The following is a 26,096-nucleotide window of genomic DNA, read 5'->3' as shown; positions in this document are numbered from 1 at the left end:
TCGGTCTTGGTCGTCTCTGCTGCGGTGAATCGCGCGTCTCGCCGCGCTGGGCACGACCAGAACGCGGGAGGACCACCTGCGACTGTCACCGGCGTGCGCGGGTGGTTGTGGATGGTCGTTCTGCTCCTCCACAGGCGACGCTCCCGGCGGGTGTGATCGGACGCGGCGCGTGATGATGCTGTGGTGCCTCTAGCCGATCCTGCTGAGCCGTTCGTCGGAAGTGCCGCGGTGCAGGCCGGCCGCCTGACCGGCCATCAGCTGAGGTCAGGACATCGCCGGTTGTTCCCCGACGTGTACCTGGCCGCCGGGGAGCCCGTCACCCCTGATCGCCTGGTTCGCGGCGCGGCATTGTGGGCGCCCGCCGGAGCTGTGATCGGCGGTCTCGCGGCGGGACTGTTCCACCGTGAGCGCTGGTACGCGCCGGCGGCGGTCGGGAGAGGCGTCGACGTCTACGCGGTCGGTACGGCGCCCGCTCCGCGCGGAGTGCGGTTGCGCCGACTCCGGCGTGCCCTGCCTGCCGGGCACGTGGTGACGATCGGTGGTCTCCGGGTGACCTCCGCGGCGCGGACGGCGGTCGACGTCGCGAGGTGGGAGTTCGACGACGACGCCGCCATCGCGAAGATCGATGCCGTGTGCAATCGGTCCCGCATTTCGGTCAGCGAGGTCAGTGCACTCGCGGAGAGCGTGCGAGGACTGCATGGTCTGCGCAGGGTGCGCGGCCTGCTGCACTGGTGCGACCCGCGGGCGGACTCGCCACCGGAGACCAGACTTCGGCTACTCCTCGTCCGGTCGGACCTCCCTGACCCGACTCCACAGGTCGCGATCCGCAACGAGTACGGAGCGAGAATCGCTACCGCGGATCTCGCGTACGAGGCCGAGATGGTCGCGGTCTTCTATGACGGCGAGGTCCATCGAGGGAAGGACCAGTGGGAGTACGACGCCCGGGTCAACGCCGAACTCGCCGAACTCGGCTGGCAGGTGGTCCGCGTCACCGGGTCGATGCTCAGGAATCCTCGGGCGGTGCTCCGCCAGGCCCGCGCGGCCCTCGAGCGCGGCCGCCACCACATCGCCTCACAGGTTGGTCGTGCCCACTGTGACGGAGGCGCCATCTGATCACAACGGACACGACCATTCACCGGGTGCTGCGGGGTCCCGGGGTGCTGCGGGGTCCCGGGGTGCTGCGGGACCCGAGGTGCTGCGGGGGCCCGAGGTGCTGCGGGGCCCGAGCGGCTGTGACGGCCGAACCGCGGTGGAGGTCTCAGGCGCGGTGGGGCAGGGGACCGCCGAGGGCGTCAGGGCGGAGATCGCCTCGAGTAGGGACTCCACGTCGGTGAGGTCGGGCAGGACGGCGTGGGCTCCGGCCGCGCGCAACTCGTCAGCGCTGACCCGGCCGGTGGCTACCGCGACGCAGTGTGCCCCCGCATCGAGTGCCCCGCGCACGTCGTGCACGTGGTCCCCGATGACCACGGTGGTACCGGCGGAGACGTCGAGCCCGAGGGTGCGGGCCGTGGCGATCGCCCCGCGCACGAGGTCGGCGCGGTCGGCGTGGTGATCACCGAACGCGCCCAGCCGAGGATCCGGCAGGCCGTCGAAACCGCACAACCGGAGCTTGAGCAGCGCCGTCCGCCGCATGTTGCCGGTGACGATCCCCTGGTGCACCCCGGCCACGGAGGCGAGGGCGCCCACCGCCTCGTGCGCGCCCGGCAGAGGCCCGCCGCCGGAGTCGAGCAGATCATGACCGTGGGTCTCGCACCTCTCGGCGACCGCGCGGAGGAGGCGGGTGACGTGTCCTTCGCGCGGCTCGATCCCGTTTCTCGCGAGCAGGTCGGTACAGATCGCGCGGTCCGTCCGCCCGGCGAAGGAGGTGTCCATGATCGGTTCCCCGCCCACCATCTCTGCGAGAGCGGGCCCGATCATCCGGGAACCGAACCCGGCGGGGTCGAGCAACGTGAGGTCGAGATCCCACAGGACCAGCCGGGTGCTCACGACGCCGATGTGAACAGCGGCGCCAGCCAGGCGGTGAGGAAGGACCGCAGTTCGGCGTCGGAGCGGGAGTCGGGGGGGTCGAGCACGATCACCGACCAGCCGATGTGGACTCCGACGTCGGCGAGGAAGTCGATGCGGTCGGCGTACTCGGGGAAGCGCTCGACCGCCGGTCTCAACAGTTGAGCGGTGTAGCCGAGGGATCTGTCGATGGCTCCGGGATGGTGGATCGGATTGCCCTCGCCGGAGAGCGTCAGCGCGCGGAGGAGGGGGTCGCCGAGGATCCTCTGCCGGGACACGACCACCATCTCCACCAGGAGTTCGAGCAGCGAGTCCGCCGAGTCGATGAGCGACTCGTAGGTACCGAGGAGTGCGCTGAGTTGATGGGTTATCGCCTCGCTGACGAGTTCCTCACGGGTACCGAAGATCGAGTACACGGTCTGTCGACTCACCCCGGCTCGCTTGGCCACCACCGCGATGTTGACGCCCTCGAAGCCCACCTCGCCGATGACGCGGCGGGTGGCGTCGAGGATGTTCTCGCGAGACCTCACACCGCCCATTATCCCGGTCGCCGCCACCGGTCCCGGGCATTCGACGCTGATGACGGTGTGCACATCCGTCCGGACGGCCTCGCCCGCTCCCGGCTCGGACGGCTTCGCCCGCTCCCGCCTCAGATGATCGCGCCCACATCGTGGCGGACGATCCGGTCGAGGGCTCGCTCGGCGATCGCCGCGATGGTCAGTGACGGGTTGCAGGCGGCGGTGGTGCCCGGGATGAGGGCCCCGTCGACGACGTACAGGCCCCGCTGGCCCAGGACCCGCCCGTCGAGGTCGCAGACCTGCTCCATGGCCGCGCCGCCGAGCGGGTGCCAGGTGGAGTTGACGATGTCGTTGGTGTCGGTGAGGTGGCCGGTCGGGCCGACGATGGCGCGCGCGGTGGGTTCGATGTGACCGCGCAGGATCCCCGCGTCACCGGCGGCGGGCCATCGGATGACGCCGCGGTCCTGCGCTGCGTCGTAGACGATCCGGCCACGGTCGGCGCTCACGCCGTACCCGACCATCATCGTGGTGTGCAGATCCGCACCGAATGCGGGGATCGACGCCTGGATGAGGGTGTGGGCGGTGGTGGGGTCCGACCAGTTGAGGCTCCCGTAGACCACAGGCCCGCCCTGGACGGCGCCGAATCCTGCGGTGGGGTCGGTCCAGGTGTAGATCCGGTCGGCGTTGGTGCCCCAGCCGCTGCCGACGGCGTCGGGGAGGTCCGTGATGGTGCCGGTGGCGGAGGCTCGGGTGAGCAGCGTGGAGGTGCCCACCGATCCGGCACCCAACATGACCGCGGGTGCGCGCATGGCCAGCGTCTTGAGGAGGCGTCCGGCGGTGTTGAGGACCTCGACGTCGAGCTCCCAGCGTCCGTCGGGCAGCCGCCGCATGGCACGGACGTCGTGGAGCGGTCGGACCTCGACGAGTCCCGTGGCCTCGGCGTCGGCGAGGTAGGTCACGTCGACGGTGTGTTTGCCGCCGTTGTTGACGCCGAGCGCGCCCGAGCTGTCGGTGTAGGAGGGCCGCATCTCGCCGCGCAGCTCGGCCAGTGCGTAGTCCCAGTCGATGGGCATGGGGATCTTGCGCAGTGGCAGACCGGCGGCCCGCACCCTCTGGGCGAAAACGCGGGGGGCCGTGTACTGGGCGGAGTTGACGAGTTCGTCCGGGGCCTCGGCCAGGCGGAGCATCCGGGAGACGCGGGGAAAGTACTCCTGCTCCATCTCGCGCCAGTCGATCGCGCCCGGGAACCAGGTCTGGAACAACTCCTCGCTGGGCTGGAGTGACATGCCCTGGTAGATGAGGGACCCGCCTCCGACGCCGGTGGCGCACACGGAGGTCATGTTCTCGCCCACGGAGGCGTCGAGCAGCCCGGTGTAGCGCGGCAGGTCCACGGGTCGGCCGAAGACCTCGGGTGCGGAGCGGAACCACAGGATGCGCTCGTCGGGTGCGCTGACGCTGGGGTAGGTGGTCGAGTTGGGGCCGGTGGGCCAGCGGCGTCCTCGTTCCATGACGACGACGGGGACGCCCGCCTGGGCGAGCCGGAGCGCCGCGACGCCGCCGCCGAACCCGCTGCCCACCACGAGGACCCGGTGGTCCTGCACCTCGTGGGGGATTCGTCCGGGGCCTGCGGGTGCGGGGCTCGCGGGGTCGGTCCCCTGGCCGGCGGCGAGGGGGTCGGACGCGAGTGCCGCGACCCCGGCGGCGGCGAGTGAGCCGAGGAACCCCCGGCGGGTGAGAGTCGTCATGTCGCCTAACCGTCAGGATCGTGTCGGTGCGGTGACGAGCGTCACCCTCGCCCGAAGCTAGACAGTCGTCTGGACTACTGTCAAGACGTTCCTCCGGGCCCGGAGCCGCCTGCGCGGCCGTAGTATCGGTGGGATGAGTGGCGACAAGCAGGGCAAGAAGGGCGCCAAGAAGGCGCGCCCCAAGGCCTCCTCGGACGCGGCGGGCACGAAGGCGGGCACGAAGGACCTGCTGCCCAGCGGGCTCGAGAAGCTGCCCAAGAAGGCCTACGAGGCCGAACTGGAGCGGTTGCAGGCCGAGCTCGTGGAGATGCAGGCCTGGCTCAAGGAGACGGGGAACCGGCTCGTGGTGGTGTTCGAGGGTCGCGACGCCGCAGGAAAGGGGTCGGCGATCAAGCGGATCACCCAGTACCTCAACCCCCGGTACGCCCGCGTGGTCGCACTGCCCGCGCCGACCGAGGTGCACAAGACGCAGTGGTACTTCCAGCGCTACGTCGAGCATCTGCCGGCAGCCGGTGAGATCGTGATCTTCGACCGCTCCTGGTACAACCGGGCCGGCGTGGAGCGCGTGATGGGGTTCTGTACGACCGACGAGTACCGCCGCTTCCTGCACCAGGCGCCGATCTTCGAGCGCCTGCTCGTGGAGGACGGGATCATGCTGCGCAAGTACTGGTTCTCCGTGTCCGACGAGGAGCAGGAGCGCCGGTTCCGCTCCCGGCACGACGATCCCATGCGCCGGTGGAAGCTCTCGCCGATGGACCTGGAGTCGATCAACCGGTGGGAGGCCTACAGCCGCGCCAAGGATGAGATGTTCATCCACACCGACATCCCGGAGGCGCCCTGGTACACGGTGGAGTCCGAGGACAAGAAGAGGTCGCGGATCAACGTGATCTCCCACCTGCTCTCCACCGTCCCGTGGGAGAAGCTGGAGCCGCCGACCTTCGAGATCCCGGAGCGACCCGAGGGGGCCAACTACGAGCGGCCGCCACGCGAGGAGTTCAAGTACGTCCCGGATGTCGCGTCGGAATTGCTCTGAGGTGAGGCGGGGGCGATCTAGGTAGGAATTCCTAGTATCTCGGCGACGGCGGGTGACCGGCCTGACACACTGGGGGCATGAGCGAATTCGTCACCACCCGGCGAGAAGGCCGGATGCAGCACATCGTCCTGGACCGCCCCAAGGCCCTGAACTCCCTCGACCTACCCATGTGCCGGGCCCTGCACTCCGCACTGGACGCCGCCTCGCAGGACTCGGGCGTGGAGGCCGTCGTCACCACGAGTACCTCGGAGAAGGCGTTCTGCGCGGGCGGCGACATCCGCGCCCTGCGCGACGCCGCGGCCGCCGGGGAGCACCAGACCAACCGGGAGTTCTTCTCCGAGGAGTACGCGATGGACCTCGCGTACCACACCCACCGGGTGCCCACGGTCGCGGTGATCCACGGCGTCGCGATGGGCGGCGGCCTCGGGATCTCCATCAACGGTTCGCACCGGGTGGTCACCACCACGGTCATGATGGCGATGCCCGAGACGGCGATCGGGTTCATCCCCGACGTCGGCGCCAGCCACTTCCTGCCCCGACTGTGCGGCGGCGGGACCCGCGGCCTGGCGGTGGGGATCTACCTCGGCACCACCGGGGTCCGGATGAACTCCGCGGACGCCCTCTACACGGGTCTGGCCACCCATCTGATCGACGACGCCGACCGGGACACCTTCGTCACCGCCATCGGATCCGACGGCCTCGACGCCGCCCTCGAGCGACACGGCCTCGAGCGCGCGGCGGCGGGGGAGTCCGCGGTCGAGCAGCACATCGACCGGATCGAGGACGTCTTCGGCCGCGGCACCGCGCAGGAGATGGTCGACGCCCTGGAGTCCGGCCCCCAGGACGAGTGGGCCACCGCGACCCTCGGGATGCTGCGGTCCCACTGCCCGACCTCCGTCATCGCCACCATCGAGCTGCTCCGCGCCGGGGCCGCCGCGGGCGATCTCCGCGAATGCCTCGACAACGAGCTGGCGCTGGGCGGATGGATCACCGCCCGTCCGGACTTCGTCGAGGGAGTGCGGGCCGTGGTGATCGACAAGGACCGCGATCCCACGTGGGATCCGGCCGACCTCGACGACGTCGACGTCCACGCCATCCGTTCGGCGCTGAACGGGGGCTGACAGGGGCTACTCTGATCCGCGTCCTGCGCGCTGGGCGCGGGTCGAGGAGGGGCCATGACGACCACCGGCGATGGCGTTCGCGAACCCGGCGTGCGCGAAACCGAGGTGCCCGCCCCGCACGAGGAGCCCAGGGGGTGGGGAATCGCCGGCGTCACGGTGGTGTCGCTGGCCGCGGCGTTCGCGGTGGTCTGGGGGATCTCCCAGCACGCGGCCATGGTCATGCCGGCCTTCCTCGCCCTCAACCTGGTGATCGCCGCCCAGCCGCTGCAGCGGCGCCTGGAGCGGGCCGGCCTGCCGCGGTGGGGTGGGATGATCATCGTCCTGCTCGTGCTCTACCTGCTGCTGGCCGCGCTGGTGGGGATGCTCGTGTGGGCGCTGTGGATCGCCGCCGAGGAGATCCCGCAGTATCAGGACAGGTTCGTCGAGCTCTACGGTCAGACCATCGAGTTCCTCGGCCGGTTCGGGGTCAGCCAGGATCAGGTCTCGTCGAGCCTGGCGGGCGTGGACCCCGGCACGATCATCGGGACGGTCCAGAACGTGGCGGGGCAGGTGTCCTCGGCGGGGGGCCAGCTCACCGTCCTGGTGATCGCGCTGACCTTCCTGGTGTTCGACGTCCCGGGCGTCACCCGCCGTCGAGCCGTGATCGTCCGTCAGCGGCCCCGGCTGGCCGACGCGCTCAGCTCCTTCACCGACGGCGTGAAGTCGTACTGGATCGTCTCGACGATCTTCGGTCTCCTCGTCGCGATCATCGACACGGTGGCTCTGATGATCATCGGCGTGCCGCTCGCGGTGGTGTGGGGCGTGCTGGCCTTCGTCACCAACTACATCCCCAACATCGGCTTCGTGCTGGGCCTCGTGCCGCCCGCGCTGTTCGCACTGCTGACCGGGGGACCGGTCGACGCCATCTGGGTGGTGGTGATCTACTGCGTGGTCAACCTGGTGATCCAGAGCTTCATCCAGCCCAAGTTCACCGGCGACGCCGTGGGACTCACCCCCACCGTGACGTTTCTCTCGCTGGTGTTCTGGACCTCGGTGGCCGGCGCGTTGGGCGCGATCCTGGCGGTGCCGTTGACGCTCGTGGTCAAGGCCTTCCTGGTGGACGCCGATCCGCGGATGAGGTGGCTCTCGACGTTCCTGACCACCCCCGACGCCGACGCCAGACGCGACAGACGGCGCGTCAGTCGCCGGGATCGCCCTCGGCGGGGTCCTCTCCGGCAGGAGCTCGGGTGAAGGTCCCGAGTCTGTTGCCGTCCAGGAGCTCGACCGTGACCTCGTCGTCGTCGAACGTCACCGAGCCCCGCGACCCCGGCGGCCAGTTCTCGCTCCGTGGTTCGACGGCGAACGTCTCGCCGTCCCAGGGCTCGAGCGGCCACGCGACGGCCACCCGGCCCACGATCATCTCCAGCCCGTCCTCCGATTCGCGGACCTCCAGAGTCCCGAAGTAGTCGTTGTCGTAAGTGCCGACGAGCTCGGCCGGGTCCGGTGCCGGCGCCGGGGCGGCGGGTCGCCGCGCGTCCACCAGGTCTCCCACGGGATCGAGCACTGGGGCGAACGCCTGTCCGAACAGTTCGCGCCAGTCCAGCGTGGGGTCGCCGTACTGGGCGTAGTCGGCAAACCGGGCGTTGATCGTCTCCGCCACCCCGGTGGGCGAGGCGTTGGTCACGGTGATGATCCCGAGGTCCAGCGAGGGCAGCATGAGCATCGCGGTGCCCGCGCCGAGCGCGAAGGCCCCGGAATGGCTCCACTGGACCCGCCCTGACGAGCTGGTGCCGATGTTGAAGCCGTACCCGTAGGAGCCGGGGCGGTCGGCTGCGGCCTGTGGGGGCGCGGACACGATCTGTGGGGTGAGGGCCTCGCGCAGCGCCTCGGCGGGGACCACCTGGGTGCCGTCGGGTCCTTTGCCGTCGTGCAGCACCATGGCCATCCACGCGGCCATGTCGGTCACCGACGAACTCAGTCCCCCCGCCGGGGCCTGCGCGTCGGGATCGCGTTGGGGATCGGCGGGCACCCAGTCGCCGGTACCCGCGCCCGTGTCGTTCCTGACGTGGCCGACGGCCCGGTTGTCCCGCTCGAGCAGCTCGACGTGCGAGTAGGAGGTCTCGCTCATCCCGAGGGGCTCGAAGATTCGCTCGCGGCTCAACTCGTCCCAGGGCGTCCCCGCGGCGACCGCCACGGCTTCCGCACCGGCCGTCAGCCCGAAGTTCGTGTACGCGTACGAGGCCCGGAACGGCGTGAGCGGAAGGTGCCGCAGACCGTGCAGGACCGCGGGCCGGTCATACCCCAGGTCCTCGAGATCGTCCCCCGCGTGCTCGGGCAGGCCCGAGCGGTGCGCGAAGACGTCGCCCACGGTGACGAGCGGGGACAGCTGGGCATCGGAGAGTTCGAACCACGGTAGGTACTCGCTCACCGGGGTGGACCAGTCGACCTCGCCGTTCCCGCTCTCCGCGGCCACCACTGTCGCGCTGACCGACTTGGAGATCGAGGCCAGTGGGAAGACTGTCCCCGCGTCCACCTCGGCGCCGGTGCTGGTGTCACGGACGCCGAAGCCCTCCGCGAGGACCACCTCGCCGCCGTGCACCACCGCGACGGCCGCGCCCGGGATCCCTGAGGCCTCCAGTTCCTCCTCGACGATGTCGGTGACCTTGCCGACCGCGTAGTCGATCCGGTCCTCGCCGACCTCGAGCGCCGAGTACGCGGCCGGACTCGCGTCCGGATCGGGTGTCGCCAACGGCGTCCCACACGCCGACCCGAGCAGCGCGAGGGCCGTGCCCACGCCGATCAGGCCCAGGGAACGACGGCGACCGGCGGTCGAGACTGTGGTCATCCGCCCAGCCTAGACCGCCGGATCCTCTCCCGAGGGTCGTGTCGGACCACCACCCGCTACTCGGTCCCGCTGCGCGGCGATCAGGTCGCGGTACCAGTACCAGGAGTCCTTGCGGGTCCGCGTGAGGGTGCCGTGGTCCACGTGGACCAGGCCGAAGCGCTCGGCGTAGCCGGCGGCCCACTCGAAGTTGTCCATCGCCGACCACACGTAGTACCCGTCCACGTTCACGCCCGCCTCGACGGCGTCCGCCACGGCCGCGAGGTGTGCGCGGAGATACTCGATCCGCCGGTCGTCGTGGACCGCTCCGTCCGCTCCGGGGCCCTCGTGGAACGAGGCCCCGTTCTCGGTCACCGTCACCGGCGGCAGCCCCGGGTAGCGCTCGTGGAGCGCCACGAGGATGTCCGTGAGGCCCGACGGCACGACGGGCCAGTCGAAATCGGTCCGCTCGACGCCCTCGATACGTACCGGGCGGAACGGCATGTCCTGCGGGAAGTCCACCTCGAGCACCCTGGAGTAGTCGGTGTCGGGGCGCGGGGCCTCGATCAACGTGGGTTCGTAGTAGTTGACCCCGTAGTGGTCGAGGGGGCCGGCGATGACGACGAGGTCCTGCTCGAGCTGGTCGGGGGTCAGTCCCGCGGAGCTCATGACGAGCTCGGCCACCCAGTCCTGCGGGTACTCACCGCGCAGGACGGGATCGGAGAACAGCCAGTTGGTGAGGATGCGGAACATCTCGGCGGCCTCGAGGTCCTCGGCGGAGTCGGTCGCGGCGAGGACCGGGAAGTGCTGTTGGACCACCCCCACCTCGTGCCGGGTCCCGGAGGCCCGGATGGCCTCGACCGCCAGGCCGTGGGCGCGGAGCAGATTGTGCGCCACGGGCAGGCAGTCCAGCCCCATTCCGAGGGCCGGCGCGTGATCGGTGAGCCCGTGACCGTACAGGGTGTGGACGTTCATCTCGTTGAGCGTGTGCCAGCGGGTGACGCGGTCGCCGAGGGCGTCGACCACCACCGCGGCGTAGTCGGCCAGTTCCCGGGAGGTGTCCCGGCGCAACCACCCGCCCTCGTCCTGCAGGGTCTGCGGCAGGTCCCAGTGGTAGAGGGTGGGCACGGGGCGGATGCCGGCCGCCAGGAGATCGTCGACGAGCCGCGAGTAGAAGTCCAGGCCGGGTCCGTTGACCCGCCCGCGTCCGGTGGGCAGGACCCGGGACCAGGAGATCGAGAACCGGTAGTCGTCGACCCCGAGGTCGGCCAGGTCGCGGACGTCCTCGGCGTGGCGGTGGTAGTGGTCGCACGCCACGGCCGGGGTGTCGCCGCCGCGGATGCGGCCGGGTTCGGCGGCGAAGGTGTCCCAGATGCTCGGGCCACGCCCGTCGGCGTCGGCCCCGCCCTCGATCTGGGCGGCCGCGGTGGCGGTGCCCAGGCGGAAACCGGGGGGCAGGATCGGGTCTCGGGTCGGCAAGGAAGGTGTCCTTTCTCGTGGGTCTATCGGACGCCGCGGAGTCGCAGGGTGCACAGGGCGGCGGCGACGGCGATGCCCGCGCCGGCCCCGTAGAGGGCGGGGTACCCGGCGGCGGAGGTCACGAGGGGTACCGCGATCGCGGGTGCGACCACCTGCGGCAGTGAGGTCGCGATGTTGGCCATGCCCAGGAGGGTGCCCGCGGTGCCGGAGGTGGCCAGCGACCCGGTGATGATCGCCATGTCGACCGCGATGAACAACCCCCAGCCCACGCCGAGCATGCCCGCGGCGGCCAGCACGGCGGGCATGGTGGTGGACGCCGCGAGGCCGGTCAACCCGCCGGCGGTGATCAGTGCCCCGGCGGCGGCGAACTCGCGGCGGCGGCGGAGCCGGTCGGAGAACGTCCCCGCCGCCGCCGCGCACACCGCGGAGAGGACGAGGGTGACGACGGTGATCATGAGGACCGCGTTCCCGGGGTCGGCCACCCCGACCACGGTGTCGAGGAAGAAGAACAGGTAGATCAGCAGTATCGCGTTGGTGAGGTTCATGAGGAACCGGAGCGCCCACGCCCAGCAGTACTGCCGGGTCGGACGGAAGTCGGCGAGCGCGATCCGGGGTCGCGGGTCGATGTCCGCTCCCGCGGAACGGGGTGAGACGACCGGTGCCGCGCGCCCCGCCAGCACGATCGCCGAGAGCAGCGCGGGCGTGAGCACCGCGAGCACCAGGTACCCGGCCGGGCCACCGCCGACGGACTCCGCCACCGCCACGCCGCTGATCACCCCGACGATCTGCCCGACTCCGAACAACGACCCCACCACGCCCCGCTGTTGCTCGGGGACGCGATCGGCCATCAGGGCGGCCAGCACCGCGAACGGTCCGTTGAATCCCAGCTGCACCAGCACCCAGCCCGCGACCGTGGCCGGCCCGGAATCGGAGGTCAGGAGCAGCAGTTGGCCCGCCACCCCGATCGCCGTGCCCGCGTACACCACCGGCATCCGGGTGCCGAGCCGCGCGCGGCACCGGTCGGAGACCAGGCCCCACAGCGGGTTGGCCACCAGGGCGACGGCGGCCCCCGTGCCCACCACCAGCCCGAGCAGCGCCTCGCGGCCGTCCGGGCCACCGATCCTGTCGGTCTGCACGGGCAGGAGGATCTGGAGCGGGCCGAACCACGAGGCGAAGACCGCCACGACGCCGAGGGTGAGCGCCAGGATCCACAGGGGACCGACGCGGTCGGCCGGTCGGGTCACCGCACGCGTTCCCAGTTGGCCGTCCACGCCTCGGCGCCGCCCATGAGCTGACGCTCCAGTTCGGGCCGGTCGGGCCCGGCCCGGTGCAGCAGGTCGGCCGCCCAGTCCGCGTAGAGCCCGTACTGGGCCACACCGTCGACGTTGAGGTCGTAGACACGGTCACCGAACCGCCACCGGTCCATCACCTCGCCGCTGAGCGCGGTGAACGGGTAGACCAGGGGATCGGTGGCCGCGCTGGGGCGCGCGTCCGCGAGGTGCGCCAGGCCGTTGACGTCCGAGCCGTAGCCATACCCGGCCCAGGGGCGGGTCGTGCCGGCGGTGTTGGCGCGCCAGGCCTCGAGGAAGCCGGTGTCGAAGGTCTCGGTCGCATCGGCGGGCCATGCGAACGCGGCCACGAACCCGCCTTGTTCGTGCATGCGGCGCGTGATGCCCTGCGTGGCCCAGGTGTGGTCGGAGATGAGCCCCGTGTACCCCGACTCCGCGGCGATGTCGAGCGTCCGCGTGGCCGTCTTGACGCTCATGTGGTCGATGTTGATCACCATGCCGCGCGCCATCATCCCCCGCACGGCGTGCTCGCCGAGCGGGGTCAGTCCGCGGACGTTGCACAGTGGCGTCTCGGGATACACGGGCAATGCCGCTCCCGCGGGGGCGCCCCCGGTCACCGCCGCCAGCCCGTCAGCGACCGGGGTGCTCGCGATCGGCTGGTCGTGGTCCGCGTCGGGGCCGGTGCACGGCTCGGTCTCCCAGAACCGCTGGGTACCGATCTTGTTGCCCACGTTCACCGCCAGGCCCGCCAGGTCCTCGTCCATGCGGGCGCCGCCGAGGGCGTTGTCGAACTTGTGGACCGGGAACACGGTGGACACGCCCCACGAGGCGAATTCGTCGAGGCCGCGGTCGATGTCCTCGGCCGAACACAGCGGCACGTCGTCGACCATCCGGCAGCCGAACGGCTCGGACGCCTCGACGCCCACCGTCACCGCGAGCTTGCCCTGCGCGGCGATCGACCGGACCTCCTCGGGAGACCGTGCGATCCGGAACCAGCCCCGGCCGGGGCCGCCGTGCTCGGCGTCGATGTGGGCCTCCATCCGGTTCATGTAGTCGACCTGACGACGCAGCTGATCCATCTCGTCACACGAGTACGGCGAACCGATGAGCATCTCGCACAGCACCCGGTTGGCGACCAGGTAGTTGTTGAGCACCCGGAGGCCGCCCCGCCACGCGCGCTCGATACCGGTGTAATAGGCCTGCTCGTGCAACTGCGAGTTGGAGGCCGGCCACTGCGCGAACGTGGGGTAGCCCTGGGTGCCGCCCGGAACCGCGGTGCCGCCGAGGACCGACTCGAGCAGCGAGAAGTGTCCGAAGTCCGAGTGCGTGGGGCAGTCGGCCAGGGCCTGCGCCATCCCGCCGGGGGCGAAAGGCTCACCGCACCGTAGGGCGCCGCCGAACGCCTGGGAGGCGGCGATGTGCGCGTGGGCGTCCACCATGCCCCGGATCGGCGTGGCGGACGCCGCGGGCGCGGCCGTCAGCGGGACGGTCACCGCGACAGCCGAGAGCAGAGCCAGCGCCGAGCGCGCCCATCTGCCGGTGGTCGTGGACCTCGTGGTCGAACTGCCGTTTCCCATGGACGTGCCCCTCTCAGACGGCGCCCGCCGTGGGTCGGCGGGGGCGTCGGTGTGAAAGGGAGATTAACCAAGGTTCGGCCGTGGCACGGCCCGTTCCCGGAGATTTCTGGACAGCTGTTCAGAGTTGGGTTCGCACCGCTGGGGCGTGTGTGGCGGGAGCGTCAGTTGGTGTCCGCGACCAGCGGTTCTATGGTGAGGTGCTCCATCTCCTTGCTGATGTACTGCAGGCGCCACTTGTCGCCGAACAGAGCCAGGAGTTCACCGTCGGTGCGCTGGAACACCTCCACCCCGCGCTGCCGGCCGAGTTCGTCGGCGGAGGCGGAGTCGGTGCGGCGGGCGATGGAGTACGGCAGGCGGTCGACGACCACCTCGACGTTGAACTCGGCCTTCATGCGGGCGGTGACGACCTCGAACTGCATCGGCCCGACCGCCGCCATGACGGGGTTGGCATCCCCACGCGTGTCGTTGCGCAGGATCTGCACCACGCCCTCGGCGGCCAGCTGGTCGATGGCCTTACGGAACTGCTTGTACTTGCCCAGCGACTGCGCGCGCACCACGGCGAAGTGCTCGGGTGCGAACTGGGGAATCGGCGGGAACTGCACCTTCTTACCGGTGTAGAGGGTGTCGCCGGGTGCGAGGGCGGTGGCGTTGACAAGGCCCACGACGTCGCCCGGGTAGGCGGTCTCGACGGTCGTGCGGTCGCGGCCGAACACGGTCAGGGCGTACTTGGTGGTGAACGGTTTGGAGGACTGGGCGTGGGTGACCACCATCCCGCGCTCGAACTCCCCGGAGACCACGCGCATGAACGCGAGCCGGTCGCGGTGCGCGGCGTCCATGCCGGCCTGAACCTTGAACACGACCGCGGAGAACGGATCCGAGGTCTCCCGGGGTGCTCCCGTCACGGTCTCCCACGCGTGCGGCGGTGGGGCCAGTTCGACCAGCGCGTCCAGGATCTGGTGTACACCGAAGTTGAGCATCGCGGAGGCGAAGATCACCGGGCTCGTCTCGCCGGCCAGGTAGAGCTCCTGGTCGTGGTCCTGCCCCATGGCGGAGAGCAGTTCGGACTCCTCGACGGCCGTCTCCCACACCTCGCCCTCCCGCTGGGCGGCGGTGTCCGGGTCGTAGTGCTCCTCCGGGGCGATGGTCGATCCACCGGCGGTGCGGGTGAAGTGGATGTACTCCTCGGGCGCACCGTCGGGGCCGCGGCGGAGCAACCCCCGGTAGTCGCCGGCGATGCCGACCGGCATGAACAGCGGGGTCGGCACCAGGCCGATCTGCTCGGTGATCTCGTCCAGCAGCTCCAGTGGCGCCTGCCCCGGACGGTCCCACTTGTTGATCACCGTGATGATGGGCAGGCCGTTGTGCTTGCACACGCGGAACAGTTTGAGCGTCTGTGGCTCGAGGCCCTTGGCGGCGTCGATGAGCATCACCGCCGCGTCGACGGCGGTGAGCACCCGGTAGGTGTCCTCGGAGAAGTCGGCGTGGCCGGGGGTGTCGACGAGGTTGATGACGTAGGGCTCGTCGTCCTCGGCAGACCCGGAGGGCTTGTAGGTGAACTGCAGCGCGGTGGAGCTGACGGAGATGCCGCGGGCCTTCTCCATCTCCATCCAGTCCGACACGGTGGCTCGACGGCCGGATTTGCCGTGGACGGCACCGGCCTCGGTGATGACGCGCGCGTGCAGCGCCAGCGCCTCGGTGAGGGTGGACTTGCCGGCGTCCGGGTGGGCGATCACCGCGAAGGTCCGGCGGCGGGCGACCTCCGACGCGACGTGGCCGGACGCATCCGGACCGGCCGACCGTCCGGTGGTCCCGGTGTGCTCGGCGGTCTCGGTCACGCGTCCTCCTCGGTGCTCCGGCGGCCCTCGCCGTCGTCATCCCAGGGTACGTCCGTGCGCGGTCGAGCACCCAATCCGCGGGTGCGCCGCCGGGGTCGGCGGGCGCGCGCGAAAACAGTGGTCACGCGGGTCGGTGATCGCTCCCGGGGCTCGGTGCGCCGGGGTGCTCCACGAGCGCGGCGAGGTAGCGGCGGGTGAGCCGGTTCTGCTCGTAGCGGGCGACCGGCGCGACCCACTTCGCGAGCAGGGTGGCGTGGGCGGATTCGGCCTCGATCCGCAGGCGTACGACGTCGGTGGACGGGTCGCGCTCGACCAGGAACGACTCCCGGCCTGTCTCGGGGTGGCCGGGAAGCGCGAGGGACCGTCGGAGACGACGACGAGGCCGGCGCGGCGATGCATGTCCCAGGTGAACAGTGCGCGGCTCGCGCGGTCGAAGAGTCGGCCCCGGAGCCCAGAACGGCGTCGCGTCGGAACCGCCGGGGGCGGCTCACGCGGAGTGGACCTGGTTCTGGGCGGTCTCCAGTCCGTGGGTGAGCAGGAGCTCGACCGCGTCGGCGGCGTCCTGTACCAGGAACGGCACGTCGGGCTGCTCGAGCTTGGAGAAGCGCTTGAGCACGTAGTCCGCCACGGCCATTCGCCCCGGTGGCCGGCCGACCCCCGCGCGGACCCTGATGTAGTCCCTGGTGCCCAGGGCCGCGGTGACCGAGCGGAGCCCGTTGTGCCCGCCCTCGCCCCCGCCGCGCTTGAGACGGACCTGTCCGAAGTCGATGTCGATCTCGTCGTGCACCACGATCACGTCGGTGGGCGCGACGGAGAAGTACTTGGCCACCGCGGCGACGGGCCCCCCGGACAGGTTCATGTAGCTGCGCGGCCGGGCCAGGATCACGGCCTGGTCGGCGACCCGCGTCTGGGCCACCTCGCAGTTGGTCCGCTTGTGTGTGGAGAAACTCGCCGGCATGGGCAGGGCGCGGGAGGCCAGCTCGAGCAGCACGTCCCAGCCGATGTTGTGGCGGGTCCCCTCGTAGTCGGGACCGGGGTTGGCCAGGCCCACCACGAGTCGGGGCCCGGGGGTGTCAGCGGTACTCACGGTCTCATGGTCCCAGACCGGGTCGGTCGGCGGCCCACCCCGGCCCTCCCACCCCGGCCCTCCCGCCCCGGCCCGCTCACCTCGTCAGGGTCGCAACTCTGCCCTGGCCATCTCGAGCACCGCGGCGGTCAGGGCGTCGAGGCCGGGCGACTGGAGTCTCCAGTGTTGCCAGAACAGCGGGACGTCGAGGGGGCGGTCGGGAGAGACCTCGGTGAGCTCACCGGAGACCAGCCACGGGGTGGCCAACTGTTCGGGGACCAGGCCCCAGCCCAAGCCGGCGGCGATGGCACGGACGTGGTCGTGCGAGCTGGGGACGAAGTGGCGGGGGCCGGTCGGTTCGCGTCGCGCGAGCCGACGGTAGTGGAGTTCCTGGTGGGCGTCGCTGCGATCGAAGTCGACGATGGGGGCCCGGCCCAGCGCGGTCGTGGGCGAACCGTCGCGCAGGTGCCGGGCCACGAATCCGGGACTGGCGCACGCGAGGTATCGCATCGACCCCAGGGGGAGTGACCGACATCCCTGGACGGCCCGGGACTCGCTGGTCACCGCCGCCATCACTTCGCCGCGACGGAGGAGCTGGGAGGACAATGACTCGTCCTCGCGGCGGAGGTCGAAGACCACCTGGCCCGAGCCGTGGACCTCGGTCATGGCGTCGAGGAACCAGGTGGCGAGCGAGTCGGAATTACACGCCACCGCCAGGACCACGTGCTCCGACGGGGTCTCCGCTCCGTCGAACTCGCGGGACAGGGACTCCTCCAGGTGGAGCATCTGACGTGCGGTCCTGAGCACCGTCTCGCCGGCATCGGTCGCCGTGACGGGACGGTCCCTGCGGACCAGGATGCGGCCGGCGGAGTCCTCCAGCGACCGGATGCGCTGAGACACCGCCGACTGGGTGACGTGGAGATGGGCGGCGGCCGCGTCGAAGGAGCCGAGGTCGACGACGGCCACGAGGGTACGCAGGTGATCCAGATGCAGTGCGTGCATAAGTCTGGCTAATGCTAGCTGAAGAACTGTAGTAGCACTGCAGACCGCGCGGATCTAGCGTGAGTGCGTGACCACCACCTCCACCCTCCTGATGGGCGCCGGTATGGGCCTCGGGCTCATCGCCGCCGTCGGCGCCCAGAACGCCTACGTTCTCCAACGCTCGATTCGCGGAGACGTGGCGATGGTCCCGATCGTCCTGTTCTGCGTCGTGTCCGAGGCCGCCCTGCTCCTGCTCGGTGTGGCGGGGGTCGGGGCGCTGGTCGAGTCCGCGCCCGCCGCCCTCACCGTGATGACGTGGTTCGGGGTCGTCTTCCTGCTGGCCTACGGCGCCGTTGCCGCGTCCCGGGCCCTCCGGCCCGGCAGCGGGCTGCAGGTGGACGGGGACTCGCGCGTCCCCTCGACCCTGGGCGCGGTCGCGGCGTGTGCGGCGTTCACCTGGCTCAACCCTCACGCCTACCTCGACAGCGTGGTCTTCCTGGGGACCCTGGCCAATCAACAGGCCGGGGACCTTCGCTGGGTGTTCGCGGCCGGCGCGTTCCTCGCGGGCACGGTGTGGTTCGTGGTGATCGGCTTCGGTGGCAGGGCCCTACGGGGGGTCTTCGCGAACCCCGGTGCGTGGCGGGTGCTGGACGCCGGGATCGCCGTGATGATGGTCGCGCTGGCCGTCGGCCTGATCCGCGGGTAGCGACCGGGGCCGGGGAGTACAGCCGGGCGCGGAGCTCCGTGGGGAGCGGGAGCCCGGGCGAATGACCTCGGGCCCGGTCCGACGCGGTGGTCGAACCGGGCCCGGTGCCGGGTCGCGGGAGGTCAGGCCTCGCCGCGGGAGGTCAGGACTCCGCGCCCGCCTGCTCGGCCTCCTGGGCGGCGTCCTCGGCGGCCTCACCCTCGGGCGCCTCTTCCTCCTCGGCCTCGAGATCGGACTCGGAGGGCGCCTCGATGATGTTGACGATCAGCAGCTCGGGGTCGGAGACGAGGGTGGCTCCGGAGGGCAGAGTGATCTCCGAGGCGGTGATCTGGGTCCCGGCCTCGGCGTCCTCGACCGAGATCTCGAAGCCCTCGGGGATCTCGGTGGCGTCGACCTCCACCTCGATGACGTCGGCGTCCTGCGTGACGAGGGTGCCGGGCGCCGCGTCTCCCGTGAGGGCGACGGGGATCTCGACGGTCACCTTCTCGCCCTTGCGCACGACGAGGAGGTCGGTGTGCTCGATGATGCGGGTCAGCGGGTGCACGTCGATCTGCTTGGGCAGCGCGAGCTGCTCCTCGCCCTCGATGTCGAGGGTGAGCAGAGAGTTGGTGCCGTGGGCACGGAGGACCGCGGCGAACTCGAGCGTGTCGAGGAGAAGGTGACGCGGCTCGGTGTGGTGACCGTAGAGCACCGCGGGGACCTGGCCCGCGCGGCGGGCGCGGCGGGCCGAACCCTTGCCGAACTCGGTGCGGATGGAGGTCTTGAGGTTGTTGATTTCCTTGGCCATGGTGAACCTTCTGTCGGTGGGGAGCGCGCGTGCGCTCTGCGGGCGGGAGACCTCCCCGGCGACCGAGACGATCGCGCTGGGCGGCCCACCGGGGACCACACCGACAATGATCGCGTCGATAACGGAGTGGCCCGTCTCAGGGCCCTCCCTCGCCGAGATGACCCGATCAGCCTAGCGGCGCCGGGCCCGGCCCCCAAATCACACCGGGCCCCGCCGCCGTCAGAGGATCTCCTCGACCGCGGAGGTGGGCCGCGCCAGGCGCGTGCCCCTGCCGGTGACGACGAAGGGCCGCTCGATGAGCCGGGGGTGCGCCACCATCGCCTCGAGCAGCGCCTCGTCCGAGGCCTCGAGCAGGCCGAGCTCGGTGAACTCGGCCTCCTTGACCCGCACGGCCTGCCGCACCGTCAGCCCGGCGTCGGAGATGAGGGTCCGGAGCTCGTCGACCGTGGGTGGGGTGTCGAGGTACCTGATCACGGTCGGCTCGACGCCCCGCTCGCGGAGCAACTCCAGCGCCTGCCGGGACTTGGAACAGCGAGGGTTGTGGTAGATCGTGGCGCTGCCCGCGGCGTCCGCGGACACGTCAGGCGTTCCCGTTGAACAGGCTGGTCACCGAGCCGTTCTCGAAGACCTCGTGGATGGTGCGGGCGAGCAGCGGGGCGATGGAGAGCACAGTGAGGTTGTCGAACCGCTTCTCCGGCGGGATCGGCAGGGTGTCGGTGGTGATGACCTCCTTGGCCCCGCACGAGGCCAGCCGCTCGGCGGCCGGGTCCGAGAAGACACCGTGCGTGCAGGCGATGATGACGTCGCCGGCGCCGGCGTCCTTGAGCACCTTGACCGCGCCGGCGATGGTGCCGCCGGTGTCGATCATGTCGTCCATCAACACACAGGTGCGCCCCTCGACGTCGCCGACGACGCGGTTGGACTTGACCTGGTTGGGAACGTTGGGGTCGCGGGTCTTGTGCACGAAGGCCAGGGGAGCGCCGTCGAGAGCGTCGGCCCACTTCTCGCCCACCTTGACGCGGCCGGCGTCGGGGGAGACCACGCAGATGTTGTCCGTGCCGTAGTGCTCACGCACGTAGTCCGACAGCTGGCCCTGGGCGTGCATGTGGTCGACGGGGCCGTCGAAGAAGCCCTGGGTCTGGTCGGTGTGCAGGTCGACCGTGATGATCCGGTCCGCACCGGCCGTCTTGAGCAGGTCGGCCACGAGGCGGGCCGAGATGGGCTCACGCCCGCGGTGCTTCTTGTCCTGCCGCGCGTACGGATAGAACGGCAAGATGGCCGTGATCCGCTTGGCGCTACCCCGCTTGAGGGCGTCGATCATGATGAGCTGCTCCATGATCCACTTGTTCAGCGGCGCCGGGCAGCTCTGCAGCACGAACGCGTCGCAGCCGCGCACGGACTGCTCGAAGCGGACGAAGATCTCCCCGTTGGCGAAGTCGCGGGCGGTCTGAGGGGTGACCTCGACCCCCAGTTCGGCGGCGACCTGATCCGAGAGTTCGGGGTGCGCGCGCCCCGCGAAAAACATCAGGTTCTTCTGGTTGTCGATCCACTCGCTCACTCGGTGAGTCCGTCCTTCTAGGAGTCGTTCCGGGTACGTAGGGCGGCCTCGGCCGAACCGGAATCCGGTCGGTTCTGGATCACCCAGTCGTCGATATTCCGCTGTCGTCCGCCGGACACCGCCAGGGCCCCGGGCGGGACGTCGTTCTTGATCACGGTACCCGCGCCCGAATAGGCCCCGTCCCCGACGGTCACCGGCGCGATGAACATGGTGTCCGAACCGGTGCGGCAGTGATCGCCGATCACTGTACGGTTCTTGTTCACCCCGTCGTAATTGACGAAGACGCTCGATGCCCCGATATTGGTGTGCTCGCCGATCTGCGCGTCGCCCACATAGGTCAGGTGCGGGACCTTGGTGTGCGCCCCGATCGAGGACTTCTTGACCTCCACGAAGGTGCCGATCTTGCTGCGCTCTCCCAGCTCCGCCTCCGGACGCAGGTACGCGAACGGCCCGACCTCGGCTCCGGCCCCGACGCTCGCGCTGACGGCATGGGTCCGCACCACGGTCGCGCCCTCGCCGACCGTGGTGTCCTGCAGGGTGGTGTCCGGGCCGATGGTCGCGCCGTCGCCGATGTCCGTGGACCCGGTGAGGTGGGTGCCCGGCAGGATGGTCACGTCCCGGCCGATGCGCACCCCCACGTCCACCCAGGTGCTGCTCGGATCGACGATCGTCGCCCCGGCCCGCATGGCCTCCTCGCACAGGCGGCGGTTCATCTCGGCCGAGAGAGCGGCCAGCTGCACGCGATCGTTGACCCCGGCCACCAGGTCGGCGTCCTCGATACGGTGACCGCGGATGAGCCCGTTGGACTGACGGGCAAGCTGGATTACGTCGGTGAGATACAACTCGCCCTGCGAATTGTCCGTGCTCAGTTCGCCCAGTTTCTCCCGCAGCACGCGGGCGTCGAAGGCGTAGATGCCGGAGTTGACCTCATCGATCGCCCGCTCCCCGTCCGAGGCGTCCTTGTGCTCGACGATCCGCAGTACCTCGCCGTCGTCGTTCCGGACGATCCGTCCGTACCCCGTGGGGTCCGGTGCCGTGGAGGTCAGGACGGTCACCGCCGCCCGCGGACGCAGGTCGTGTCGCGTCACCACCTCGCGCAGGGTGTCGGCGTCCAACAGCGGGATGTCCGAGGTGGTGACCAGCACTGTCCCCGAGAAGTCCGCGGGCAACGCCGCCATGCCGGCGGCCACCGCGTCACCCGTCCCGTTCTGCTGTTCCTGCACCGCGGTCGCCACCGGCACCCCCAGGTCGACGGCGAGGTCGTCCACCGCGGCCCCGACCTGCTCACGCTGGTGCCCCACCACCACGATGATCTGCTCCGGCCGGATCCCGGCGGCGGCGTGCAGCGCGTGGCCGAGCATGGTCCGGCCGCACACCCGGTGCAGCATCTTGGGGGTCGAGCTCTTCATCCGGGTGCCGGAGCCGGCGGCCAGGACGATGACTGCGGCCTGCGAGCGGTCGGTGTCGGGTGTGGTCATCAAGTCTCCTCGGGCGGCGTGAGTTCCGCGCTGGCGGGCGTGGCGGTTCGTCCCGGCAAGGATAAAGGGTGTCCCCGGACGGGAGGACCGGGTCTGCCCTAGCCGCACCGGCCAGGGGACCTGCTCAGACCGGCGGGTACTGCTCCGCGCGCAGGAGCCGCGCCAGATGCGCGGCGTTGGCGGACAACGTGGCGATGGTCGAGGACACCGCGGACGGGGTCTCGTCGAGATCTGCGTAGTCCTTGGGGTTCATGGCCTCGTGGTTCCAGTACGTGCACCCCTGCGCCGGGATCGTGAACCCGATGTCGTTGAGACCCTGGAACGTGTCGGCCACGATCTTGTGCGCGCCGTCCTCGTTACCGACCACGGCCGTCACGGCGACCTTGCCGAACATCGCGGGCCGTCCCTGCTCGTCGGTCTCCGACAACTGGGCGTTCAGGCGCTCCAGCACCCGCTGGGCGATGCTCGACATGTGCCCCACCCAGGTCGGGGTCGCGAGCACCAGCACGTCGGCGGCCTTGATCCTGTCCAGGATCCGCGGCCACTGGTCGCCGTCCCCCATGTCGTCCTCCACCCCGGGACGCACGTCGAAGTCGGCCACCCGCACGGTGTCGCCGTCGATCCCGTGGGACGCCAACTCGTCGAGTACCTGACGGGCGATGAGGTCGCTGCTCGACTCGGCGGGTGAGGCCTTGAGCGAGCACACCAGGGCGATTGCGTTCAGTGAGGTCTCCATGGCGGGGACGGTAGGAGCCGGGCCTTGAGAGGACAACCGGTGGAGGCCGGTCGGTGCGGCCCCTACGGTGGGCCCCACCGACCTGGCCGTCCAGCGGAGAGGGGACAGTTATGACCCACGACAAGACGGTGGCCGACCTCGTCGTCGAACGGTTGGTCGCCTGGGATGTGGAACGGATCTACGGGTACGCCGGTGACGGCAACAACCCGCTGCTCGGCGCGCTGCAACGGTCTGACGTGGCACCGAGGTTCATGCGGGCGCGGCACGAGGAGTCGGCGGCGTTCATGGCGGTGGCCGAGGGGAAATACTCGGGCGGGGTGGGGGTGGTCACCTCCACCCAGGGCCCGGGCGCCGCACACCTGATCAACGGCCTGTACGACGCCAAGCTCGACAGCGTCCCGGTGGTGGCGTTGGTGGCGCAACAGCACACGAGCGCGCTCGGCTCGGACTACCAGCAGGAGATCGACCTGAGCAGTGTGTTCGCCGACGTCGCCGGCCCCTTCATGCAGACCGTCGTGTCGGCCGAGCAACTGCCCATGGTGATCGACCGCGCGTTCCGCTCCGCTCTGACGCACCGGACCCCGGTCGTCGTCGTCATCCCCCACGACGTGCAGACCGCGCCGGCGCCGCAGCTGGCCGGCGAGCAGGGTCAGGAGGAAGGGGTCCAAGAACACGGCGTGGTGGTGACCGCGCCCGAGTGGACGCACGGGGTGGTCTGCCCGCGTGAGGACGACCTCGCGCGCGCGGTCGAGGTGCTGGACGCGGGGGAGCGCGTGGCGATCCTGGCCGGGCGCGGCATGGCCGGGGCGCAGCAGGAGCTCATGGCCCTGGCCGAACGCCTGGACGCCGGCGTGACGATGAGCCTGCTGGGCAAGCCGTACGTCGACGAGTCACACCCGCTGGTGGGTGGGACGATGGGCCACCTGGGGACCACGGCGAGCGCCCGCATCCTGCAGAACTGCGACACCCTCCTGATCGTCGGATCGAACGACCCCTGGACCGAGTTCTACCCGCGGCCCGGGCAGGCGCGGGCCGTGCAGATCGATCTCGACCCCTCGCACCTGGCCAACCGCTACCCGGTCGAGGTGGGGCTGGTCGGGGACTCGGCGGTGGCGCTACGCGCCCTGACCGAGCGCGTGGGCGAGCGAGATCGGTCGACGTGGCGCGGAGAGGTGGAGACGTGGGTCGGGCAGTGGCGGGAGATCTCACGCGAGCGCGCGGAGGTCCCGGCCCGGGGACTCAACCCCGAGCTGGTGGCCCGTCGGCTGTGCCGTCACATGCCGCACGATTCCCGGCTCGCCGTGGACGTGGGCAGTTCGGTGTACCACTACGTCCGGCAGATGGACCTGCCCACGTCGGTACCGGCCCACCTGTCGTCCACGCTGGCGTCGATGGGGTGCGGCATCCCGTACGCGATCGCGGCCAAGGCCACGGCCCCGGCCCGTCCGGTCGTGGTGCTGGCGGGTGACGGAGCCGTGCAGATGCTCGGGATCAACGAGTTGATCACCGTCTCCGAGGCGTGGCCCGGATGGGCCGACCCCACGATGGTCGTGGTGGTGCTGTGCAACGGCGACCTGGCCGAGGTGAGCTGGGAGCAGCGGGAGACCGAGTCGGCCCCGCGGTTCGCGCCGTCACAGGACGTCCCGGCGTTCGACATGGCCGGCTACGCCAGGCTCCTGGGCCTGCGGGGCGTCCGCGTCGAGGACGGCCGGCAACTCGACGCGGCGCTCGAGGAGGCCTTCACCGCGGACCGGCCCACGGTGATCGAGGCGGTCACCGATCCGGATGTCCCGCTGCTGCCCCCCTTCCCCCACGGCCGGGAGATGCTGGGTTCGATGCGCGAGGGACTCCGGGCAGAGGGGGACGAAGGACACCACGGGTTGGTACTGCTGGAGGAGTACGCCCGAATCGAAGAGGAGAGGTTCACATGACCGGGATCAACGAGCCCGACCCGCAGTCCGTCACCCGTCAGGGCGAGGAGGAGGTCCGCACCCCCCGCAACCGCCGTCAGCCCCTGCTCGCCGTCCTGGCGATCGCGGCGATCCTGGTGCTCGTCCTGGCGCTCGTGATGTCCGGCGGAGGCTAGGCCGGTGCGGGCGACGGGGTGCGGTCGTGACGGCGCGCCTCGACACGGCGCTTGACGTCCTCGATCGCGCGCACGCGTCGCCGATGGCCGTGCCGAGCGGCTCGCACGGGTCCACCGGGCAGGGCCACCTGTGCCCGATCGGCGACAAGGTTGCGGGCGGCGATGAGCGGCAGGAGAGCGACCGCAGGGCTCAGGCGAGGGATGCCGACCGCGTCGGCGTACTCCGATCCCAGTGACAGGCGCGCCAGGTCGGAGTGGACCCGATAGAGCAGCCCGTCCAGGCCGGGAATGCGTGAGTCCCGGACCCGGCGACCGTAGAGCAGGGGAGCGGCCGCGAGGGTCGACTCGGTGAGCGACGTGGACGATTCGTCCGGATCGACCTCCGCCCAGGCCGCCAACCACGTCAGGCGCAGGAGATCGTCGATGGACGTCACCTGCAGTTCGGGAACCACGCCCATCGAGTACGAGATGTAGCGGTACAGATGGATGATCGCGTCACGTTCGCGTCGGGAGTACCAGTGCCCGGCGGCCATCGCCCCCAGCGCCACACCGATGATCGGAACCATTGTCACGCAGTAGTGCAGTTGGTTGACCGGCTTACCGTGGGTGTCGGGGTTCCAGTCCCCGCCGTGCTCGATACCGGCGCGGATGTAGGCATGGACCAGGCGGACCCGGGCGGTGTTCTTGGTCCCCTCGCCGAACCGCTCCATCCCTCCCGGCGCGGCGCAGTCGATCGACCACGAGACGGTTTCGGTGATCCGTGCCGCGGTCCGGTCGGCCAGTTCCCCTCCGCGCAGCAGCACGTCGTTCACGCGGGGTGAGACGTAGCTGGCGGGGAACGCGATCCCGGCGGTGAGCGCGGTCAGCGTGTGGGTCGGCGTGCGCGCGATCGCCCGTGCCGCCAGGTCCAGCTTGTCGTAGTCCACCCAGTAGGGCACGTCGTCGATGCTCGCGATGAACGCCGCGACCGCCGGGTGCGGATCCGCCACCGTCTCGATGCCCTCCTCGAGGGCCTGTTCGACCTGGCCTCGCAGTGTCGCGCCACCCCCGCCGTGGATGGCGGCAACCAGCTCGTCGGCCACGGGGTCGCAGGTGTGCATGAGCTTGGTGAACGCCTGCACCTGGGCCTCGGTCGGCCGGACCGAGTCCCCGGCCATCAACGACATGATCCCGCGGAGGACACCCCGCTGGAGGATCGAGGGTGTCTCGACCCGAGCGTCCCTGTCGTGGAGACGAGGCGTCGGAATCGTTCGTGGTGTCGACGGGGCGTGCGTCATCGATCTCCTCCTGGGTGTGG

24 protein-coding genes are annotated in these 26,096 nt (G+C 70.6%); 7 read left to right on the top strand and 17 right to left on the bottom strand.

Annotated features, from left to right (window positions below; translation table 11 throughout):
* The first annotated feature begins 183 nt into the window (after positions 1 to 183).
* Entirely contained in the window at positions 184 to 1,113 is a 930-nt protein-coding gene (locus CT688_RS11145; RefSeq protein ID WP_156607219.1) for an endonuclease domain-containing protein, read from the top strand.
* On the opposite strand, the gene CT688_RS11140 is transcribed toward CT688_RS11145, so the two are convergent.
* The 3 genes from CT688_RS11140 to CT688_RS11130 form a co-directional block, all read right to left on the bottom strand.
* On the bottom strand, positions 1,114 to 1,986 hold the full coding sequence (locus tag CT688_RS11140; RefSeq protein ID WP_231750308.1) for an HAD family hydrolase: 873 nt from the start codon (positions 1,984 to 1,986) through the stop codon (positions 1,114 to 1,116).
* Positions 1,983 to 2,534, bottom strand: a complete 552-nt coding sequence (locus CT688_RS11135; protein ID WP_159078006.1) for a TetR/AcrR family transcriptional regulator — start codon at positions 2,532 to 2,534, stop codon at positions 1,983 to 1,985. The genes CT688_RS11140 and CT688_RS11135 overlap by 4 nt, the downstream gene beginning before the upstream one ends.
* Before the next feature lie 119 nt (positions 2,535 to 2,653).
* Positions 2,654 to 4,267 carry a GMC oxidoreductase gene (locus CT688_RS11130; RefSeq protein WP_107756945.1) on the bottom strand — a complete coding sequence of 538 codons (1,614 nt, stop codon included), beginning with the start codon at positions 4,265 to 4,267 and terminating at the stop codon, positions 2,654 to 2,656.
* A 133-nt stretch (positions 4,268 to 4,400) separates the two neighbouring features.
* On the opposite strand from CT688_RS11130, the gene ppk2 reads away from it, so the two are divergent.
* From ppk2 to CT688_RS11115, 3 genes are all read left to right on the top strand, one after another.
* Complete coding sequence (ppk2, locus tag CT688_RS11125) at positions 4,401 to 5,300, top strand: polyphosphate kinase 2 (protein ID WP_228549382.1); 900 nt, start codon at positions 4,401 to 4,403, stop codon at positions 5,298 to 5,300.
* Between the two features lie 77 nt (positions 5,301 to 5,377).
* A complete protein-coding gene (locus CT688_RS11120) occupies positions 5,378 to 6,421 on the top strand; it encodes an enoyl-CoA hydratase/isomerase family protein (RefSeq protein ID WP_107756944.1) in 1,044 nt (347 codons plus the stop codon).
* Positions 6,422 to 6,475: 54 nt separating this feature from the next.
* Positions 6,476 to 7,651, top strand: a complete 1,176-nt coding sequence (locus tag CT688_RS11115) for an AI-2E family transporter (protein WP_107756943.1) — start codon at positions 6,476 to 6,478, stop codon at positions 7,649 to 7,651.
* On the opposite strand, the gene CT688_RS11110 is transcribed toward CT688_RS11115, so the two are convergent.
* The 8 genes from CT688_RS11110 to CT688_RS11075 all read right to left on the bottom strand — a co-directional run bounded on the left by CT688_RS11110 (position 7,599) and on the right by CT688_RS11075 (position 17,469).
* Positions 7,599 to 9,245 (bottom strand): serine hydrolase, encoded by a 1,647-nt coding sequence (locus tag CT688_RS11110; protein WP_107756942.1) that lies wholly within the window; start codon positions 9,243 to 9,245, stop codon positions 7,599 to 7,601. The two genes, CT688_RS11115 and CT688_RS11110, sit on opposite strands and share 53 nt — an antisense overlap.
* Positions 9,246 to 9,254: 9 nt before the next feature.
* The gene (locus CT688_RS11105) at positions 9,255 to 10,700 is read right to left on the bottom strand and encodes a GH1 family beta-glucosidase (protein WP_107756941.1); all 1,446 of its coding nucleotides are present in this window, start codon (positions 10,698 to 10,700) and stop codon (positions 9,255 to 9,257) included.
* 23 nt (positions 10,701 to 10,723) lie between these two features.
* Positions 10,724 to 11,944 carry an MFS transporter gene (locus CT688_RS11100; protein WP_231750307.1) on the bottom strand — a complete coding sequence of 407 codons (1,221 nt, stop codon included), beginning with the start codon at positions 11,942 to 11,944 and terminating at the stop codon, positions 10,724 to 10,726.
* Positions 11,941 to 13,566, bottom strand: coding sequence for a hypothetical protein (locus CT688_RS11095; protein ID WP_231750306.1), 1,626 nt, complete (start codon positions 13,564 to 13,566; stop codon positions 11,941 to 11,943). Before CT688_RS11095 ends, CT688_RS11100 begins: the two co-directional genes overlap by 4 nt.
* A gap of 161 nt (positions 13,567 to 13,727) precedes the next feature.
* On the bottom strand, positions 13,728 to 15,401 hold the full coding sequence (locus CT688_RS11090) for a peptide chain release factor 3 (RefSeq protein ID WP_107756939.1): 1,674 nt from the start codon (positions 15,399 to 15,401) through the stop codon (positions 13,728 to 13,730).
* A 121-nt stretch (positions 15,402 to 15,522) separates the two neighbouring features.
* Positions 15,523 to 15,717, bottom strand: coding sequence for a DUF1990 family protein (locus CT688_RS17765; protein WP_231750597.1), 195 nt, complete (start codon positions 15,715 to 15,717; stop codon positions 15,523 to 15,525).
* Positions 15,718 to 15,888: 171 nt separating this feature from the next.
* A complete protein-coding gene (gene pth, locus CT688_RS11080) occupies positions 15,889 to 16,488 on the bottom strand; it encodes an aminoacyl-tRNA hydrolase (RefSeq protein WP_107756938.1) in 600 nt (199 codons plus the stop codon).
* An 84-nt stretch (positions 16,489 to 16,572) separates the two neighbouring features.
* Complete coding sequence (locus tag CT688_RS11075) at positions 16,573 to 17,469, bottom strand: LysR family transcriptional regulator ArgP (RefSeq protein ID WP_107756937.1); 897 nt, start codon at positions 17,467 to 17,469, stop codon at positions 16,573 to 16,575.
* 67 nt (positions 17,470 to 17,536) lie between these two features.
* Between CT688_RS11075 and CT688_RS11070 the strand changes: the two genes are divergently transcribed.
* Complete coding sequence (locus CT688_RS11070; RefSeq protein WP_107756936.1) at positions 17,537 to 18,154, top strand: LysE/ArgO family amino acid transporter; 618 nt, start codon at positions 17,537 to 17,539, stop codon at positions 18,152 to 18,154.
* 142 nt (positions 18,155 to 18,296) lie between these two features.
* Here the strand turns inward: CT688_RS11070 and CT688_RS11065 are convergent, their stop codons facing one another.
* The 5 genes from CT688_RS11065 to CT688_RS11045 all read right to left on the bottom strand — a co-directional run bounded on the left by CT688_RS11065 (position 18,297) and on the right by CT688_RS11045 (position 22,713).
* A complete protein-coding gene (locus tag CT688_RS11065) occupies positions 18,297 to 18,941 on the bottom strand; it encodes a 50S ribosomal protein L25/general stress protein Ctc (RefSeq protein WP_107758163.1) in 645 nt (214 codons plus the stop codon).
* Positions 18,942 to 19,160: 219 nt separating this feature from the next.
* Positions 19,161 to 19,520, bottom strand: coding sequence for an arsenate reductase (glutaredoxin) (arsC, locus tag CT688_RS11060; protein ID WP_107756935.1), 360 nt, complete (start codon positions 19,518 to 19,520; stop codon positions 19,161 to 19,163).
* Position 19,521: 1 nt separating this feature from the next.
* Positions 19,522 to 20,499, bottom strand: a complete 978-nt coding sequence (locus tag CT688_RS11055; protein ID WP_107756934.1) for a ribose-phosphate diphosphokinase — start codon at positions 20,497 to 20,499, stop codon at positions 19,522 to 19,524.
* A gap of 17 nt (positions 20,500 to 20,516) precedes the next feature.
* Positions 20,517 to 21,977, bottom strand: a complete 1,461-nt coding sequence (gene glmU / locus CT688_RS11050) for a bifunctional UDP-N-acetylglucosamine diphosphorylase/glucosamine-1-phosphate N-acetyltransferase GlmU (protein WP_107756933.1) — start codon at positions 21,975 to 21,977, stop codon at positions 20,517 to 20,519.
* Positions 21,978 to 22,101: 124 nt separating this feature from the next.
* Positions 22,102 to 22,713, bottom strand: coding sequence for a flavodoxin family protein (locus CT688_RS11045; RefSeq protein WP_107756932.1), 612 nt, complete (start codon positions 22,711 to 22,713; stop codon positions 22,102 to 22,104).
* 110 nt (positions 22,714 to 22,823) lie between these two features.
* Here CT688_RS11045 and CT688_RS11040 point away from each other — a divergent pair, with 110 nt between their 5' ends.
* A complete protein-coding gene (locus tag CT688_RS11040) occupies positions 22,824 to 24,644 on the top strand; it encodes a thiamine pyrophosphate-requiring protein (RefSeq protein WP_107756931.1) in 1,821 nt (606 codons plus the stop codon).
* Positions 24,641 to 24,799 (top strand): hypothetical protein, encoded by a 159-nt coding sequence (locus tag CT688_RS17345; protein WP_156607217.1) that lies wholly within the window; start codon positions 24,641 to 24,643, stop codon positions 24,797 to 24,799. Before CT688_RS11040 ends, CT688_RS17345 begins: the two co-directional genes overlap by 4 nt.
* Here CT688_RS17345 and CT688_RS11035 read toward each other — a convergent pair.
* Positions 24,796 to 26,076 (bottom strand): oxygenase MpaB family protein, encoded by a 1,281-nt coding sequence (locus CT688_RS11035; RefSeq protein WP_107756930.1) that lies wholly within the window; start codon positions 26,074 to 26,076, stop codon positions 24,796 to 24,798. The genes CT688_RS17345 and CT688_RS11035 overlap by 4 nt on opposite strands.
* Positions 26,077 to 26,096 lie beyond the last annotated feature (20 nt).

The sequence above is a fragment of the Dietzia sp. JS16-p6b genome (genome assembly GCF_003052165.1).
Taxonomy (GTDB): domain Bacteria; phylum Actinomycetota; class Actinomycetes; order Mycobacteriales; family Mycobacteriaceae; genus Dietzia.
Note: the sequence above shows the minus strand (reverse complement) of the source record. Positions and strands in the feature narration are given on the sequence as shown.